We start from the raw sequence: 14,786 nt of genomic DNA, 5'->3' as shown, positions 1-14,786 counted from the left end.
GATGTTATCAAGGCGCACAACGGTGCTAATATGGAGAAAGTTATTAATTTTAGACCGCACCGTGCACTCATGATTTCTAAAACTTTGTTGGTTGTAATGCTGTTCGTGACGACCCTCTCGTCGGTGGCGCAACGCGCTGACAGCCTTGTTGCTCAACTTGATTCTGTGCGTAATGAGCGACGCGTCAAAACGCTTAATCTTCTTTCCGGGGAGTATGTAGATTCGGATCCCGTGAAAGCATTTGGCTATGCCCGGGAGGCTTTGAACCTGGCTACTGAGATCGGCGACCGGCGCGGACTTGCTGCTGCTTACAACAATCTCGGCGTCTTGTATAAGGCACAGGGTGCATTGGATAAGTCACTTGAATACTACATGAAGTCGTTGCACATCTACGACACGCTTCAACTAAAGGACTCTACCGTAATGAAGCTTGGTGTGGCATCCATCAAGAATAACATGGCCAACATTTATTCACTTAAGAAGGACCACAACCTGGCCACTAAGTATCTGGAGGAGTCGCACAAATTGTTCGTTGAGCTGAAGGACGATCGTCATATCATCGGTTCTCTTAATAACCTGGGAATACTTTATTCCGACATTGACATGGATGATCGCGCGATGCAATACTTCATCGAGGCGACGTCTCTTGGGGAAAAAATCGGTCTGAAGAACAGTGATTCCTATAACAATGTCGGTAACATCTTTTTCAGCCAGGGAAACTTTCAACGTGCCGTAGAGTTCTATGAGAAGGCACTGCAGATCGCGAGGGACAAAAATGACAGGGTGGGGATTCTGAAGACTGCGATTAATCTTGGAGTCACCTATGCCAAGGCCCGGCAGCCGGCCGCCGCTAAAGTGTACCTTGATGAGGCACTGGTGCTTTGCAACGACTTACAGGCATATGCTGATCTTCCCGCCATATACAAGGCGATGGCAAGCAACGAGGCGATCCAAAACAACTTCAAGGGAGCCTACGAAATGCAGCTGAGGTATGACGACGCGCGGCAGAAAATCTATAGTGAGGAAAGCAGCCGCAACATCGCGCAGATGGAGATGATCATTGAATTTGAGGAAAAGGAGCATGAACTGTCCTCACTTCGCGCCCAGTCTGAAATCGATCGTCTCGAACTGCGGTCCCGGACCCTCTTTATTGTTGTCATTACCATTTCCGGCCTGGCGATCGTTGGAGGGTATAACTTTTATTATATCAACAAGAAACAGTCCCTGAAGGCCCGAAAAGAACTTGCGAAGGCCCTTTCCAGGGACAAATAGGGCTTTCTGCACTTCGGCGATTACCGCCCATCTTTTTGCGCAAATAGCTTTGGAGGAAGGTAAACTGCCCTTATTTTTACCGCAAATAAGACAGACATGTTTCATCAGTTTATTGGGGACGGCGCAAACGTATTCATCGCTATAGCAGCTGTGGTTATAGGTTTTCTTGCTGCCCTTGGCTTCACAGATTTCAGGAAAACTACCAAGAAGGAAAACGAGGATCATAACCATCATTGATCTCCCGTTAGGGATCGGTGAGATTTTCCTTTGTTAGCAGATCGGTATTAGATTCAGTTCCAGATTACGAGCAGTTTAGCTCCAGTTCATTGCCGGGAAACGGTGGGGCGCATCTGGGCAATTCGTTAAATTCCATCAAAATGAAAAAGGCTGTCCCATTGGGCAGCCTTTCTTTTTTCAATGTCTTAGGTATAACGGCTTATAGTGACCTTACAGTGACCTTATAGTGACATGAGAGGCCTCTTAGAAGCCTCTTAGATGCTGCAGGTAGCTGGCTTCGGATTAAAGTGCATATAGTGCCTCAGCTGGCGGGCCGTCAGGGGCTAGTACGGAGACTTGTATTGCTTTTCAAACTCCTGCCAGGCGATCGTCTTGAAATGGCCCTCACCAATATATGTTGCAATTGGAAGGAACTCAGGCGCCTTGCGATAACCAGCGAGTGGCAGCAACAGATTGTAATTCTCATCGAGGAAAACCACTGTTGGATATGAGAGTTGATTATTCAGCAACGCTGCAGCGAGCTGATGATATCCACGGCCGCCCTCTCCCACATACTTGTATGTATTGCCATTGAATACAACATCCTCTTTTTGTTCGCCGTCGAACTTCACAGGGTAGAAATTTTCATTCAATTGCTTCGCTACGAGCGGATCACTGAAGGTATTCTTGTCCATGACCTTGCACCATCCGCACCAGGTAGTATAGACGTCGATAAAGATTGGTTTCTTCACCGTCTTGGACTTTTCCATCGCCTGTTCGATCGTCATCCACTTGACCGGTCCTTCCTCAGCGGCTTTATCGGTGGTCAGGGAAGTTGAACCCGCGAGTACAATCGCGAGTCCGAAGAGTAAAAATATCTTGTTCATACCTGTCATGGTTAATGACTTCAGCTAGACAAATTTATCAATGTAAGGCATTGAGCCATCGGTGTTAACGGTTGACGACCCAAAATTTCGCCAGCCTGCTCGTAACCTATACCCGTTACCGGGGTACTTATTGTACGAAACGATAAATCAGCGTGTTCATAACTGAACGATATAGCCTTCAAAATGGTGCCAAATATGTGAAAAACCACGATTGGCCTGGTGGCATGCAATTAGTAAACACCAGGGCTGTGAAACGGGGCCTTACATATCGCAGCATCATTCTCGCACTCGGAATCGGCGTTGCGTTGATTGTTGTCCTTACGTTTTGGGCATCACGTAAGCATTCCCCTGTCGCGATAACAAAACCTGTTGCAAGCATCATCCCGCAGGCATCCGATGTTTCGTTCCTTAAAGACCTGTTAAAGAAATCCGAAGTTATCTATTGATGAGCTCTACTTGCCCGAGCGAACCTTCCGCCTGGGAGCGTCTTTGAGATCGAAGTAATCCCTGTTGAGATTAAACACCAGTGAGAAGCGATGGCGGCTGATCGAACTGATGCCTCCGTCGCTGGAAACCGGTATGGCGTATCCATAGAAAACATTGGCAAATCCGAGTATGGAAATGCCGGCCTTCGGAGTGATCATCAGAGAATTGCGATTACCCCCCTCGCCGTCGTAGTTGTGATCAATAAAGTAAGTTGCATCAGCTGCAAGCCCGAAAAGTCCCGCAGTAACCTCATAACCCAGCTTTGGTCCGAGAAGGATGTTGCTGTCGTCGATGAATACATCTACGGTAGTGTAGGGGCCGTGAGACAACAGCGTGAGTGGATGCCGGTAAATGCTATGCCACTGTATGCCTAATTCTACGAAGGCCCGGTCCATAGCACCAACGCCAAGTTTGGGTACAATACGAGGTTTGGTCCAGAACCGTTCGAACGGAGTGCGTTGTACTTCCTGCGAAGGCGATGTATAAATGATTGTATCAGGTACCGTTGGCGTGCTTTGTGCCCATGCTCCACCGGCGGCAACCAAAAACAATATCACCAGCCAATTTCTACTCGCGGTACGCATAGTAATGCAATATAACTTCTATTGCCCTCCGGATGGCCTCGTTGATCGGGAAAAATTCCTTCGTCAAGACCGGATCAATCGCATGCAGCCGCATGTAGTATTGACTCATTACAGGAACCGGTTCTCCGTTGGACAATCCTGCCTCGGCAGCTTCGTAATTTTCTTTCTGCTCCGACTTGATTATCTGGCAGGTAACGAGTTCGCGTCCGCCATACTTATTGGTGCGCGCTGAATACCCGAACAAGCGGCAGATCAAACCCCGATGCTGGTATTGAGAGCATAAACCAGCACCACCCTGTGTCGGGTTCAGTATCAAACAATGGGCCGGATTTGTATTCTTGAGTTTTTCATACCATTCGTAGGCGACTCCCTGGGTATAGAGATGATGTGCGAACGGAAGGAATTCGAGTGGGGTGGCTTCTATATCGGACTTAAAACAGCACTTGCCACATCCCCACGCACAGTGAAGGGAAGTCCGGGACTGAAAGGCAGCTATCTCAGCATCCAACGCCCCAAAGACCTCTTCAACTTCCTTCACCTTGTCCAGCATGGGGCAAAGGTAACAGGATGCTTTATTTCGCCTGCATTGAAGTCATAAACTTGGTGAGGTTATGGTGGGCCGAATCTGAAACTTTGCGCTGCAGACCCGCTGTGCCTCCGAGGAGGAGCCCCGTAATGCCGAGCGCCTGACGCGACCATTTCCAAAAGCTAAAGTTATCAGCGTGACGAAAGATCTTGCCATCGTCGAAGGCAAAGGAGGCACGAATCACATTGTGCACCTGGCGATTGGTTCTGGAGAAGCGGTACCAGGCCTCCCACGAACAGGCGCCCTGCAGACGATCTGCTTCCACATGATGGAAGGAAATACGAAGGTCTTTTCCTGACTTGATAAGCATTTCCCACATGGCCCGAACCTCCGGGGCGTGAAGGGTGCCAAAAACCGGATCAGAGAAGGTAGCGCGGTCGTGATACATCGACTGCATCGTCTGATAGTCCCCTTGCTGAAAGGCGGTATAGAAGCGCTCGATCAACAGTTCGCCCGGAGCTTTTTCTACATAACCCAATGATTTCATCTTATAATCTATTTTGTGCGATTGATCATTTGCATGTGGCCCGTGCTCCTCAACTAGTAGTCGTGATGATTCCGGTCTAATGTTCATCTTCGGTCAATATGCAGGGTATGCTGTCTGCATACGGACATTTTCGCGAATGATATTGTGAGGTGTACAGATCTATCCAAATCCTTATACGGCAATTTCGCTGACGCGTCTCAGCATGCCGTAAAAAACTTTTTCGTCAATGATGTCGCAGGGAACAGGTCAGGCGACCTTAATTCCTTTGTCCTGCTTCTCCAACTGCAGCAGCTTCGTGAGCAACCCCAGGGCTATCGGCCCTGGCTTTCCATTCCCGATAACGCGATGATCAACTTCAACGATTGGAAGTATGCGCTTGGTCGTGCTTGTGAGAAACACCTCCGCGGCCCCATAAAGGTCATCCCTTGTAATATCTTTTTCCAATACCGTCATCGACCGCGATGCCAGTGAGATAACATTCTTCCTGGTCACTCCTTTGAGAATGTTGCGTGATGGCGTAAGCAACGTGCCCGAATGGTCCACCATGAAGATGTTTGACCTTGGAAATTCGCTTATTACTTCATCGTGATAATACAATACATCGGCAGCACGCTCCTGCTGAAGAACGTCGAGCAGCCAGATTCCCATCATATAATTGATTGATTTTGCAGCCGGAAATTCCTTGAAGTACGGATAAGAAATAACGCGAACACCTTTCTCAACCTGCTCATTCGTTGGCAGCTTCAGCGCATGTTGAGTAAGAATCAGATTCGATTCTCCCGGCGCATAGCCATCAGCAGAATAGCCACCGGTGAGAATCAGCTTAATTCCCGATGAAGGCATTTCGTTACGGGCAATCAATTGGTGAATTGCCTGCTCGATCTCATCGCGTTGCGCGGGCACCTGAAGTTTCAGAATCCTGGCTGATTCAAAGAACCTGTCGAGATGGTCGTTGATAAAGAACGGATGGCCATCCTCTATTTTAAAGAAATCGAAAATGCCATAGCCGCGTTGAATGGCCAGATCACTTACGTGTATGAGGGCATCGCTTACCGGAACTATCTGGCCTCTGATGTAGGCAAAACGCGCGTTTTGGCTGGCATTCATGATGAAGAAGATCAGCTGGCAAGGTAGGGGAAAATTGAGAATTGAAAATTGACAATTGAGAATTATCAGGGGGCCGAGTGGCCCCCGAACCGTATGGCCTTGCTGTGGTTATTCTGATTTTATTGTTGCAAATTACAAGTCTGTCATACCTCCATCTATGCTAAAGAAGATTCTTGTCGGCCTGCTGGTCGTTCTTATCGTTATCCAGTTCATCAAGCCAGAGCGCAACCTTTCCGACGACAACACCACATCCGTGGCAACAAAGTATGATATGCCAAAGGATGTAGATCTCATACTCCAGAAGGCTTGTTACGACTGCCACAGCAACAAGACTGTTTATCCATGGTATTCCAACATTCAGCCTGTAGCCTGGTGGTTAGCAGGCCACGTTAATGATGGCAAACGCCATTTGAACTATTCGGCATTCACGACCAGTCCCCTCGCCCGCCAGTTCCACAAGTTTGAGGAGACCGTCGAGGTGTTGGAAGAAAACGAAATGCCACTTGAATCCTACACATGGCTTGGGATGCATTCCAACGCTAAGCTCACCGACGAAGAAAAAGCGGCGGTGATTAGCTGGGCCAAAGCGCAAATGGATACCATGCGCCGGCAGTATCCGCCTGACAGCCTTGTAAGGAAGCGCAGATCCTAAAATTTATCGATTAGCCTTTCACGTTTGTTACCGGGGAATCGCGCCCGCCGAAGTTGCGAAGACCGGCCATCAGGTATACTTACCCAACATTCGAAATCGCATCGTTTCATCCGTTTGAGGAACGACTTTTGTAACCGTGCCTTGCCACCGGGTACATGATTCGACGTATTAACCCTGCTTATGAAAACAACCACGCGGTCATTGATTGCGGCACTATTCCTGTTTGGCATGCACTTGTCTGCAATCTCCGTACTTGCCCAGGGGAAATTCAATGTTACCGGAAAGGTTCTTGATTCATTAAACAAGGCGCCCCTCGCCTTTGCTACTGTTCGCGTAATCAATGCTGAAAACAATGCGCTGGTGAACGGAGCGATCACCACGGACGATGGTTCCTTCAAGATCGATCTCCAGGCCGGTCGTTACGTAGCCGAGATAGACTTTATGGGCTATCAGTCATACCGGTCAAATTCATTCACACTTTCGCGCGAGCACGATGAACATAACATTGGATCAGTGTTGCTTTCTTCTTCATCCAGGACGCTCGACGAAGTAGTTATTCAGGCAGAGAAAAGCTCTATGGAGCTGGCGCTTGATAAACGCATCTTCAATGTAGGCCAGGACCTTGCCAACCGTGGAGGTACTGCTACGGACATCCTCATGAACGTACCATCCGTGTCGGTGGATCCAGAGGGTGGTGTGCGACTACGTGGAAGCGATAATGTTCGGATACTGATCGATGGAAAGCCGTCTGGGCTTGTAAGTTTCAAAGGCGGAAGTGGACTGCAACAGCTTCAGGCCAGTATGATCGAACGTGTTGAAGTGATCACGAATCCTTCGGCGCGCTATGAGGCGGAAGGGATGGCCGGGATCATTAACATCGTACTGAAGAAAGACAACAGCCAGGGGTTCAACGGATCGTTCGAAGTGATCACAGGCCATCCGGTAAATTATGGTGCAGCGGCCAACGTCAACTTTCGTCACCGGAAAGTAAACTTCTTTGTAAACTATTCGATCGCGTATCGCGAGCAGCCAGGTGTTGGTCACCAATATCAGGAGGCATATGACCAGGGCTATACGCATGTGACAGAACAATCGAGCAAGGCCTATATCACAGGTTTCAACAACAGCATCCGCGGAGGAATTGATTTCTTCTTCAGTGAAAAGAGTGTCCTTACCGGCTCGTACCTGTGGCGACGCAGCGATGCCAGCCGTGTAACGAATATTCATTACGACGACTTTCTGAATCCTGGCAACATCGCTATTGGTTCGACAGACCGAAGACAGGATGAAGATGAGATCGAACCAAATTCAGAGTACTCACTTATCTACAAAAGATCGTTCTCGAGAAAAGGCCATGAGCTGACCGGAGAAATCAAATTCCTCGACAACTGGGAAAGTTCCAATCAGTTATTTACAACAAAGATCTATCCTGCTGATGAAACGGCGGATAGCGAAACCGTAGAGACATCGCTCAACGATGAATATGAGAAGCAGTTCCTTGTTCAGCTTGACTATGTTCAGCCTTTTGCAAAGGATGGCAAGTTTGAGACCGGAGTACGCACAAGCTTCCGCGATATGGAAAATGACTACATCGTGTCGAGGAAAAATGACAGCGGCGGATACGATCCACTTCCAGGTCTTGACAATGTGTTCCTGTACGATGAGAACATTCATGCTGCATATGGGATCGTGGGAAACAAGACCGGAAAGTTTTCTTATCAGGCAGGCCTGCGTGCTGAGTGGACAGATGTGAAGACTACGCTAGTGGAAACGAACGAAGTAAATCCGCGCAAGTATGCCAATCTGTTCCCCAGCGCCCACGCAACTCTTGACCTGCCATCGCAGAATGCTATTCAGGTAAGTTACAGCCGTCGCGTGAGAAGGCCCTTCTACAATGATTTAAGTCCGTTCATGACTTTCTCCGATAACCGTAACTTCTTCAGCGGTAATCCCGATCTGAATCCGGAGTTCACGGATGTATTTGAAGTTGGACATATCAAGTATTTCGAGATCGGGACATTAACGTCGTCGGTTTATTATCGCGACACCGATGACAAAATCCAAAGCATCAGGACGGTAGATCCAACAACAGGTTTTGCACGTACAATGCCGAGGAACCTCAAAGGAGAAAAATCATATGGCATTGAGTTCGTGAGCAATCTGAACCCTGTGAAGTGGTGGAAGGTTGATTTGAACTTTAACTTCTTCCATTCAAACGTCGATGGAAGCAACATTGATGAAAGTTACAAGCGGACCACTTACAGCTGGTTTGCCCGCGCCACCAATCGCTTTACACTTCCGAAAGGATTTGACGCGCAGGTACGCGCCAACTATGAAGCGCCCCAAAAGACTGCGCAGGGCGAGCGGAAGGAGCTATACTATTTTGATCTGTCATTCAGCAAGGATATTCTGAAGGGACGAGGAACACTTAACCTCAACGTACTCGATCTTTTTAACACGCGGAGGATGCGTACTGTCACGGAGGGTGAAGACTTCTATACGTATAACAACAGTCAGTTCAGACGCCGGCAGATCAATCTTACCTTTAGTTACCGCATCAAGCAGGCCAAGTCTGCTAAGCGCGTGCTGTCTGAGGAATAGCCATCTTTCTGAAAATGGCTACCAAAGTTAAAGACGCTTCGTATGATTGGTCCACTGCTCCAGATCAATGGCGTAGTGTGTAATCAGAATTAAAGTTTTGTGTTCGTCGAGATATGAATTCAGCACGCGGTTGAGTGCCGCTTTTCTATCCACGTCGAGAAACTGAAACGGCTCGTCCAAAAGGAGCAACTCACACGGAGTGAGCAGACACTGCATGATGAGAACCACCTGAAGTTGACCGGACGACAATACACGCACCGGAAGATTCAAAAAGGATTCCGCATGAAATGCGTCAGTCAGCTTCGAGAGTTGACTAGCATCCCAATGTTTTGTTGTGCGAAGCAGGTACTCGTGCGCTGTTATATGAATGTTCGCTGGTGAAAGGTAGCTTAGTTGTTCGGGGCCGAGGTAGCTAATGCGTCGTTTGATGTCCCATATCGACTCGCCGGTGCCGCGCTTTCGTCCGAACAGGTAAACGTTCTGGCTATACGCCATCGGATGGTCAGCGAAGATCATACTGAATAGTGTCGTCTTACCAGCGCCATTTCTTCCGACCAGGGCCCATCGTTCACCCTTGTTCACGCGCCAGTTAAAGTTTTCCAGAATGACTTTATCGCCGTACTGGATCTTCAGGTTTAAGACTTCGACTACTGGTTCATCGGTAACAGATGTTTCGGATGAAGCGCGCGTTGTGTCCCGACGTTCTGTAACTGCATTGTTGGGATTGGCACCTGCTCCGTTTTCAATAATATGATCCGGCGGGCCGGCGTAAGCACCAACGGCGATACATTCGAAGTTCCTTATTTCAAGTCGTCGATTGATGCGTGACGGCAGTTCGTTGTGCTGATCGACGATCACTACCTGCATACCGTGATGACCCATCATGTAGTCAATTAACCTGCAAAGCGCAAGGCGACTTGCCTGGTCGAGTCCCTCGAAGGGATAGTCGAACAACATCAGCCGTGGCACACCGGTAAGGAGCACTTTGATCAACAGAAGTTTCTTCAGCTGTCCGTTTGACAGGCGATTGACTTCCACGGATAACAAATGATCGATAGAAAACTCCTCGGGAAGGTTCAGGTTATTGAGCGCCTCGATGGAGTTTCCCAACAGGTCGAGCACAGTTGGTTGCTGTTGGTCTCCAATTGAATAATAGCGCTGTTGATAATACTGATGCTGGTCCTGCTTCAGCAATGACTGCACTGCATGTGTTGGTACATAGTGAATCCATCGCTTGCGCTGTGCATAGCGGTCATCCCACGACTTACCATCGATAAAATCGATACGCACCTCGCCTTCCGTAGGATGAGTTTTTCCGGCAAGAAGTTCAAGCAGCAAAGTCTTACCGCTTCCGTTCGGTCCCTGGATGACCCAGTTTTCTCCCTCCTCGATCCGCCAGCTGAAACCTTTCATCAACGCTATGCTGTGGCGACCGGCCTGCACGTTTTGGAATTCAATCATGGGGAAAAATTAGGAAATATATTGAGTAGTTGGTCCTGAGTATTTAGTCCTGAGTAATTGGTTCGTGGGTGGTAGTTTAATTCGTGGGTATAAAGTCGTATTGGTATGCAGTGAGTAGTTCGACTACCATTCGGTGAAGCTGACGAACAACTGATAGTCAGTATAGGACTTTTAATCGTCAGAATGAAAGACAGCGCTGCGCGAGTATAGAGAAGTATAGAGAAGTATAGAGAGGGTATAGAAAAGTGTAGAGCGGGTATAGAGAAAGTATAGAGCAGCTATAGAAGCACTATAGGAGATCTATAGAGGAAGACCAGCACGAAAAGACACGTGTATGCCGAACAGTTATCTAACCTGATACTGCTACAAGTTTATTACAGAACCAACCAGAGCGAAACGTGCCTTGTCTAATTCCCTTCCTTTTTCGGGCCGTAGCTGACGAAAGCAATCGACTTGCTATCAGGTGACCAGGAAGGCACATTGATCGTACCCTGACCGCCATACAGATATGCGATCACCTTTGGTGCGCCGCCATTGACAGGCATCAGTCTCAGGGTAACGCGTTTGTACGCAGGGTGATCATTTACTGGTATCGTCGAAGGGAAAGAAATGTAGGCGATCCATTTTCCATCGGGTGAAATGTGAGGGAACCAGTTGTTGTTTTCATCGAACGTAAGTTGTTCTGGTGATGAACCATCACGCTTCATACGCCATAGCTGCATTGAACCTGAAACGTTGTTGTTGTAATAAATAAATTTTCCGTCGGGTGATATTTCGGGCCCATCTGCCAGCGTGCCATTGCTATTTGTCAGCTTTACTTCAGCCCCACCGTTGACAGGCATTTTATAGATGTCATAATTTTTGCCGTCGCGTTGCGCGGTATAAACGACTTCTTTGCCGTCGGGTGACCATCCATGCAAATAAGAAGGTGTTTTCTCAGTTAACAATCTTGGTGTGCCGCCAGTTGCAGGCACGATATAAACCGTTGACCCACCCCCGGGAAGTCCATCGCGATGGCTGCTGATGGCAAGCCATTTTCCATCGAACGAGAGGACGTGATCGTTATTGTTTCGCTTTATGTCGCCGGTGCTGATTTGTTCAAGGGTTCCTCCTTCCACAGGCAACTTGTATAACGATCCTCCTTTGTTAATAATCAATGATTTTCCGTCGCGCGTCCAGTTAGGTGCTTCGAATCTCTCTGGCTCCTCATAGATGATCTTTCGTTTTCCTTCGAATACGTTCATGATCTCCAGGCGACTGCCGAGTATAAATCCCTGGCGATATGCGTTGTAATCATCGGGTACCGGCTGGTCTATGCGCACATTCCAAACGCGGGCCTCTTCCACAACATCAGGGTTATGGGAGCCGATAAATAAACCAATGAATACTTCATCAGGCATATCTTCCAGAGCAATAGAACCGAGTTCCTGCATCGGTTCGCCAGGATGAGCGCCGCGCATAATGATCTTCTTTCCCTGGCGTTCCAGTTGCATTGTGCGATAGTGGTGCTTGGGCGTAAAGATTTCGTCCTGAGGGTCTCGCATGAAGGCGCCCTTGAGTCTTCTCCACTGCAGCAGCGTCAGACCGTCGCCGTGTACAACTGCACTTACATGTGAAGCATTTTCGTCGAGGGACTCGCGTACCATCCATCCAATCTTCCGGTGCGGGTCTTTACCGGCGCCGACGAATTCAAAGTCGCCAGTGAGAATAAAGTCACCCTTTATCTTGCGATAGGTATAGTGAAACTCGTCGCGCTCGAACCAGATATTGTATCCGCCTCCTTTGAGATTATAAAACTGTGCAGCGGCATCAAAGCTTGCATCTCCGGAAAGTTTAGGCTTACCGATGTCTTTATGGTCCTGGAAAATGCCAACCGGATTTTCCTGGGCATACGTGGCTCCGGCCGCAAACAAGACTAACAGGGCGATGATTCTCATGGGTGTTGACTCTATGAAGTTTGGGTGATGATCGCTCAAGACAAGCGAACACATGAAGTTATGGAAATGGATGTTTCTTCGTTCACGTTAACCAATGATTTCGACTGGGCATTATTGACTTTTTTACAACAGGTTTAAAACTTGTTTTAATGATTTATAATGTCACCTAATTTTTGACAGGAATGATTGCCCTGACATCAACTGTCGGACAAAAGTTTTAAGTTGGCCCCTGTATCACTCAGACATGCGATCATTACTAAGATTTCTGCTGCTGCGACCGATCCTGTGGCTGAGCTCGCGCTTCTCGTCGGCGCCGGTACGGGAGCGGGTATTCGAGGCACTGTCTGTGCTCAGGGCGAAGATGGATCTCGATCCGGGTAAGAAAGGATTCATCATTCCGTTTCAGCCATTACAAAGCAGGTTCGTAATCTTTTCCGATCAGCATAAGGGCGCGCGAAATGGCGCCGATGATTTTGCACTAGCTGAGGCGAACTATCTCAACGCACTAAAACACTACAATGATGAGCGCTTTCATCTCATATTACTGGGCGACTCTGAAGAGCTTTGGGAGAATACGCTGATCCAAATCAAGAAGTTTAACCGAGCAACGTTTCAGGCCGAAGGGCTATTCCTGAAGAGGCACGCACTTACGAAGATCTTTGGCAATCACGACCTTGACTGGGAGATTAATCCCATGGCCGCGTCAGAGCTGCGCAAGATCTATGGGGGCGATCTCATTGCGCTGGAAGGCGTGATCCTCGCCGGCGAGATCAACAAGAAACGTATCGAGATATTCTGCACTCACGGGCATCAGGGCGACGCTCAAAGTGATGGCAATCTGTTCAGTAAATTCTTTGTGTCGAATATATGGGCGCCACTGCAGGCCTACCTGCGTATCAATCCGAACACGCCGGCATATAATCAGTCATTAAAAACGACTCACAATGGGATGATGTACGAGTGGTCGTCGCAGCAACGGAACCTATTCCTGATCACTGGTCATACTCATCAGCCGGTTTTTGAGTCTTTGACACACTTCGAGCGCATTCAACGCAGTGAAGATCCTACGGGAAAAGTATACGGCGACATCAGGCCGTGTTACTTTAATACTGGTTGTTGCTGTTATGATGACGGGGACATCACCGGCATAGAAATCTCGGAAGGAGAGATCAGGTTGATCAAGTGGACGGGTAAGCAGGGAAAGATAAGTCGTGTTGTTCTTGAGCAGGCCAGGCTGGAAAAATTAAGTGCCGCATTAACCGATGAATAAATCATCCGATCAACGCGGCACCAATAATAAACTCATGAACGAACGTGACTAGCTAGTCACTTACATCATGGATTATTTTGACTTCAATCGCTTCGCCACTTCATCCCAATTCACCACATTCCAGAAGGCAGTGATGTAATCAGGTCTGCGGTTTTGATAATTGAGATAATAAGCGTGTTCCCAAACATCAAGACCGAGTACAGGGGTTCCTTTTACTTCTGCTACATCCATAAGAGGATTGTCCTGATTTGGAGTAGAAGTGATCTGCAACTTGCCTGATCCGTCTACAATGAGCCATGCCCATCCTGACCCGAAACGGCCAGCGCCAGCGGCGGCAAATTTGGTTTTGAATTCATCAAAGCTGCCGAACGCTCCATTGATAGCCTCTGCAACGGCACCGCTAGGTGCGCCACCGGCTTTTGGTCCCATGATCGTCCAGAACAGACTGTGATTATAGTGCCCACCGCCGTTGTTGCGAACTGGAGCGGGATACTTTGAAATATTCTTGCAAATCTCTTCGATGCTGAGGCTTTCCTCAGGCTTGCCGGCAATGGCGGTGTTAAGATTTGTTACATATGCGTTGTGATGCTTGCCATGGTGAATCTCCATGGTACGCGCGTCAATATGCGGCTCTAAAGCGTTGAATGCATAAGGCAATGCAGGAAGTGTGAATGCCATAGTGAGTATTTATTTAAGGTTGAACGATAAAATTAGATATTAATTAGGAATATGAAATTAGTACTGAGGAATTATCTGACGCCATTGCAGCAGGTTGTACTGCCTCCGACCTGCAGATAATTCCTGATTTTCAGAACTTTATTCGCTACAATGGTTGAATGTCTCCCTCTCATATCGCAAGGCTGAATCACCTTTCCCTCCTGATCTCTACTGACTAAAAGGGCAGGTCTTCAGAAGAAGCGCTTTCCGAATAGAAAGGTTCCTGATCTGGCGGAGGTGCACCAGCACTACCACCACCACCAATCTTGTCAACCTTCCAGGCACGCGCTTCAGTATACCAGCGACCGTTGTATTCCCGGCTTTCAAGATCCACAGCCACGTTCACGAGATCACCAACAGCCAGATTATACTGATCAACTTTCTCGCCCCATACCGAGAGGCAAACCTTCTTCGGGTACTGGCTTTGAGTTTCGAGAATGAACTCCTGTTTCTTCCAGGGGCCTTTCTTTCCCATTCCGGACTGGAGCGCGAGCAGTTGAATTACTTTTCCTTTGACTTCCAT

The 14,786-nt window shown here is 48.2% G+C and carries 14 protein-coding genes; 5 read left to right on the top strand and 9 right to left on the bottom strand.

Translation table 11 applies throughout. The annotated features are described in order from the left end of the window. Positions 1 to 69: 69 nt before the first annotated feature. Positions 70 to 1,272 (top strand): tetratricopeptide repeat protein, encoded by a 1,203-nt coding sequence (locus WBG78_RS05230; protein ID WP_337325332.1) that lies wholly within the window; start codon positions 70 to 72, stop codon positions 1,270 to 1,272. 560 nt (positions 1,273 to 1,832) lie between these two features. On the opposite strand, the gene WBG78_RS05225 is transcribed toward WBG78_RS05230, so the two are convergent. After that, positions 1,833 to 2,375, bottom strand: coding sequence for a thioredoxin family protein (locus tag WBG78_RS05225; RefSeq protein ID WP_337325331.1), 543 nt, complete (start codon positions 2,373 to 2,375; stop codon positions 1,833 to 1,835). Positions 2,376 to 2,623: 248 nt separating this feature from the next. On the opposite strand from WBG78_RS05225, the gene WBG78_RS05220 reads away from it, so the two are divergent. Continuing rightward, positions 2,624 to 2,821 carry a hypothetical protein gene (locus WBG78_RS05220; RefSeq protein ID WP_337325330.1) on the top strand — a complete coding sequence of 66 codons (198 nt, stop codon included), beginning with the start codon at positions 2,624 to 2,626 and terminating at the stop codon, positions 2,819 to 2,821. A gap of 6 nt (positions 2,822 to 2,827) precedes the next feature. On the opposite strand, the gene WBG78_RS05215 is transcribed toward WBG78_RS05220, so the two are convergent. From WBG78_RS05215 to WBG78_RS05200, 4 genes are all read right to left on the bottom strand, one after another. Next, positions 2,828 to 3,445 (bottom strand): hypothetical protein, encoded by a 618-nt coding sequence (locus tag WBG78_RS05215; protein WP_337325329.1) that lies wholly within the window; start codon positions 3,443 to 3,445, stop codon positions 2,828 to 2,830. Continuing rightward, positions 3,429 to 3,995 carry a YkgJ family cysteine cluster protein gene (locus WBG78_RS05210; protein ID WP_337325328.1) on the bottom strand — a complete coding sequence of 189 codons (567 nt, stop codon included), beginning with the start codon at positions 3,993 to 3,995 and terminating at the stop codon, positions 3,429 to 3,431. The genes WBG78_RS05215 and WBG78_RS05210 overlap by 17 nt, the downstream gene beginning before the upstream one ends. 22 nt (positions 3,996 to 4,017) lie before the next feature. Further along, positions 4,018 to 4,518 (bottom strand): nuclear transport factor 2 family protein, encoded by a 501-nt coding sequence (locus WBG78_RS05205; RefSeq protein ID WP_337325327.1) that lies wholly within the window; start codon positions 4,516 to 4,518, stop codon positions 4,018 to 4,020. 246 nt (positions 4,519 to 4,764) lie between these two features. After that, positions 4,765 to 5,625: an aminotransferase class IV gene (locus WBG78_RS05200; protein WP_337325326.1), complete on the bottom strand. Its 861-nt coding sequence runs from the start codon at positions 5,623 to 5,625 to the stop codon at positions 4,765 to 4,767. A 157-nt stretch (positions 5,626 to 5,782) separates the two neighbouring features. Here WBG78_RS05200 and WBG78_RS05195 point away from each other — a divergent pair, with 157 nt between their 5' ends. Both WBG78_RS05195 and WBG78_RS05190 read left to right on the top strand, forming a co-directional pair. Next, positions 5,783 to 6,277, top strand: coding sequence for a heme-binding domain-containing protein (locus WBG78_RS05195; RefSeq protein ID WP_337325325.1), 495 nt, complete (start codon positions 5,783 to 5,785; stop codon positions 6,275 to 6,277). A 180-nt stretch (positions 6,278 to 6,457) separates the two neighbouring features. Next, positions 6,458 to 8,878 (top strand): TonB-dependent receptor domain-containing protein, encoded by a 2,421-nt coding sequence (locus WBG78_RS05190; protein ID WP_337325324.1) that lies wholly within the window; start codon positions 6,458 to 6,460, stop codon positions 8,876 to 8,878. A 27-nt stretch (positions 8,879 to 8,905) separates the two neighbouring features. Here WBG78_RS05190 and WBG78_RS05185 read toward each other — a convergent pair whose 3' ends face one another. Both WBG78_RS05185 and WBG78_RS05180 read right to left on the bottom strand, forming a co-directional pair. Next, the gene (locus WBG78_RS05185; RefSeq protein WP_337325323.1) at positions 8,906 to 10,339 is read right to left on the bottom strand and encodes an ATP-binding cassette domain-containing protein; all 1,434 of its coding nucleotides are present in this window, start codon (positions 10,337 to 10,339) and stop codon (positions 8,906 to 8,908) included. A gap of 407 nt (positions 10,340 to 10,746) precedes the next feature. Beyond that, positions 10,747 to 12,276, bottom strand: coding sequence for a TolB family protein (locus WBG78_RS05180; RefSeq protein WP_337325322.1), 1,530 nt, complete (start codon positions 12,274 to 12,276; stop codon positions 10,747 to 10,749). A 244-nt stretch (positions 12,277 to 12,520) separates the two neighbouring features. Here WBG78_RS05180 and WBG78_RS05175 point away from each other — a divergent pair, with 244 nt between their 5' ends. Next, a complete protein-coding gene (locus tag WBG78_RS05175; protein WP_337325321.1) occupies positions 12,521 to 13,546 on the top strand; it encodes a metallophosphoesterase in 1,026 nt (341 codons plus the stop codon). A gap of 72 nt (positions 13,547 to 13,618) precedes the next feature. Here the strand turns inward: WBG78_RS05175 and WBG78_RS05170 are convergent, their stop codons facing one another. Continuing rightward, a complete protein-coding gene (locus WBG78_RS05170; RefSeq protein WP_337325320.1) occupies positions 13,619 to 14,224 on the bottom strand; it encodes a superoxide dismutase in 606 nt (201 codons plus the stop codon). 214 nt (positions 14,225 to 14,438) lie between these two features. Further along, the gene (locus WBG78_RS05165; RefSeq protein WP_337325319.1) at positions 14,439 to 14,786 is read right to left on the bottom strand and encodes a DUF3127 domain-containing protein; all 348 of its coding nucleotides are present in this window, start codon (positions 14,784 to 14,786) and stop codon (positions 14,439 to 14,441) included.

The organism is Chryseolinea sp. T2, from assembly GCF_037203685.1.
GTDB lineage: Bacteria > Bacteroidota > Bacteroidia > Cytophagales > Cyclobacteriaceae > Chryseolinea.
The sequence above is the reverse complement of the archived record's forward strand: the minus strand, read 5'-3'. Positions and strand labels throughout refer to the sequence as shown.

What these genes read in the sequence shown, in the direction of transcription:
- WBG78_RS05230 (WP_337325332.1), top strand. Translation starts at nt 70, where the DNA reads ATGATTTCTAAAACTTTGTTGGTTGTAATGCTGTTCGTGACGACCCTC.
- WBG78_RS05225 (WP_337325331.1), bottom strand. Translation starts at nt 2,375, where the DNA reads ATGAACAAGATATTTTTACTCTTCGGACTCGCGATTGTACTCGCGGGT.
- WBG78_RS05215 (WP_337325329.1), bottom strand. Translation starts at nt 3,445, where the DNA reads ATGCGTACCGCGAGTAGAAATTGGCTGGTGATATTGTTTTTGGTTGCC.
- WBG78_RS05210 (WP_337325328.1), bottom strand. Translation starts at nt 3,995, where the DNA reads ATGCTGGACAAGGTGAAGGAAGTTGAAGAGGTCTTTGGGGCGTTGGAT.
- WBG78_RS05205 (WP_337325327.1), bottom strand. Translation starts at nt 4,518, where the DNA reads ATGAAATCATTGGGTTATGTAGAAAAAGCTCCGGGCGAACTGTTGATC.
- WBG78_RS05200 (WP_337325326.1), bottom strand. Translation starts at nt 5,625, where the DNA reads ATGAATGCCAGCCAAAACGCGCGTTTTGCCTACATCAGAGGCCAGATA.
- WBG78_RS05195 (WP_337325325.1), top strand. Translation starts at nt 5,783, where the DNA reads ATGCTAAAGAAGATTCTTGTCGGCCTGCTGGTCGTTCTTATCGTTATC.
- WBG78_RS05190 (WP_337325324.1), top strand. Translation starts at nt 6,458, where the DNA reads ATGAAAACAACCACGCGGTCATTGATTGCGGCACTATTCCTGTTTGGC.
- WBG78_RS05185 (WP_337325323.1), bottom strand. Translation starts at nt 10,339, where the DNA reads ATGATTGAATTCCAAAACGTGCAGGCCGGTCGCCACAGCATAGCGTTG.
- WBG78_RS05180 (WP_337325322.1), bottom strand. Translation starts at nt 12,276, where the DNA reads ATGAGAATCATCGCCCTGTTAGTCTTGTTTGCGGCCGGAGCCACGTAT.
- WBG78_RS05175 (WP_337325321.1), top strand. Translation starts at nt 12,521, where the DNA reads ATGCGATCATTACTAAGATTTCTGCTGCTGCGACCGATCCTGTGGCTG.
- WBG78_RS05170 (WP_337325320.1), bottom strand. Translation starts at nt 14,224, where the DNA reads ATGGCATTCACACTTCCTGCATTGCCTTATGCATTCAACGCTTTAGAG.
- WBG78_RS05165 (WP_337325319.1), bottom strand. Translation starts at nt 14,786, where the DNA reads ATGGAAGTCAAAGGAAAAGTAATTCAACTGCTCGCGCTCCAGTCCGGA.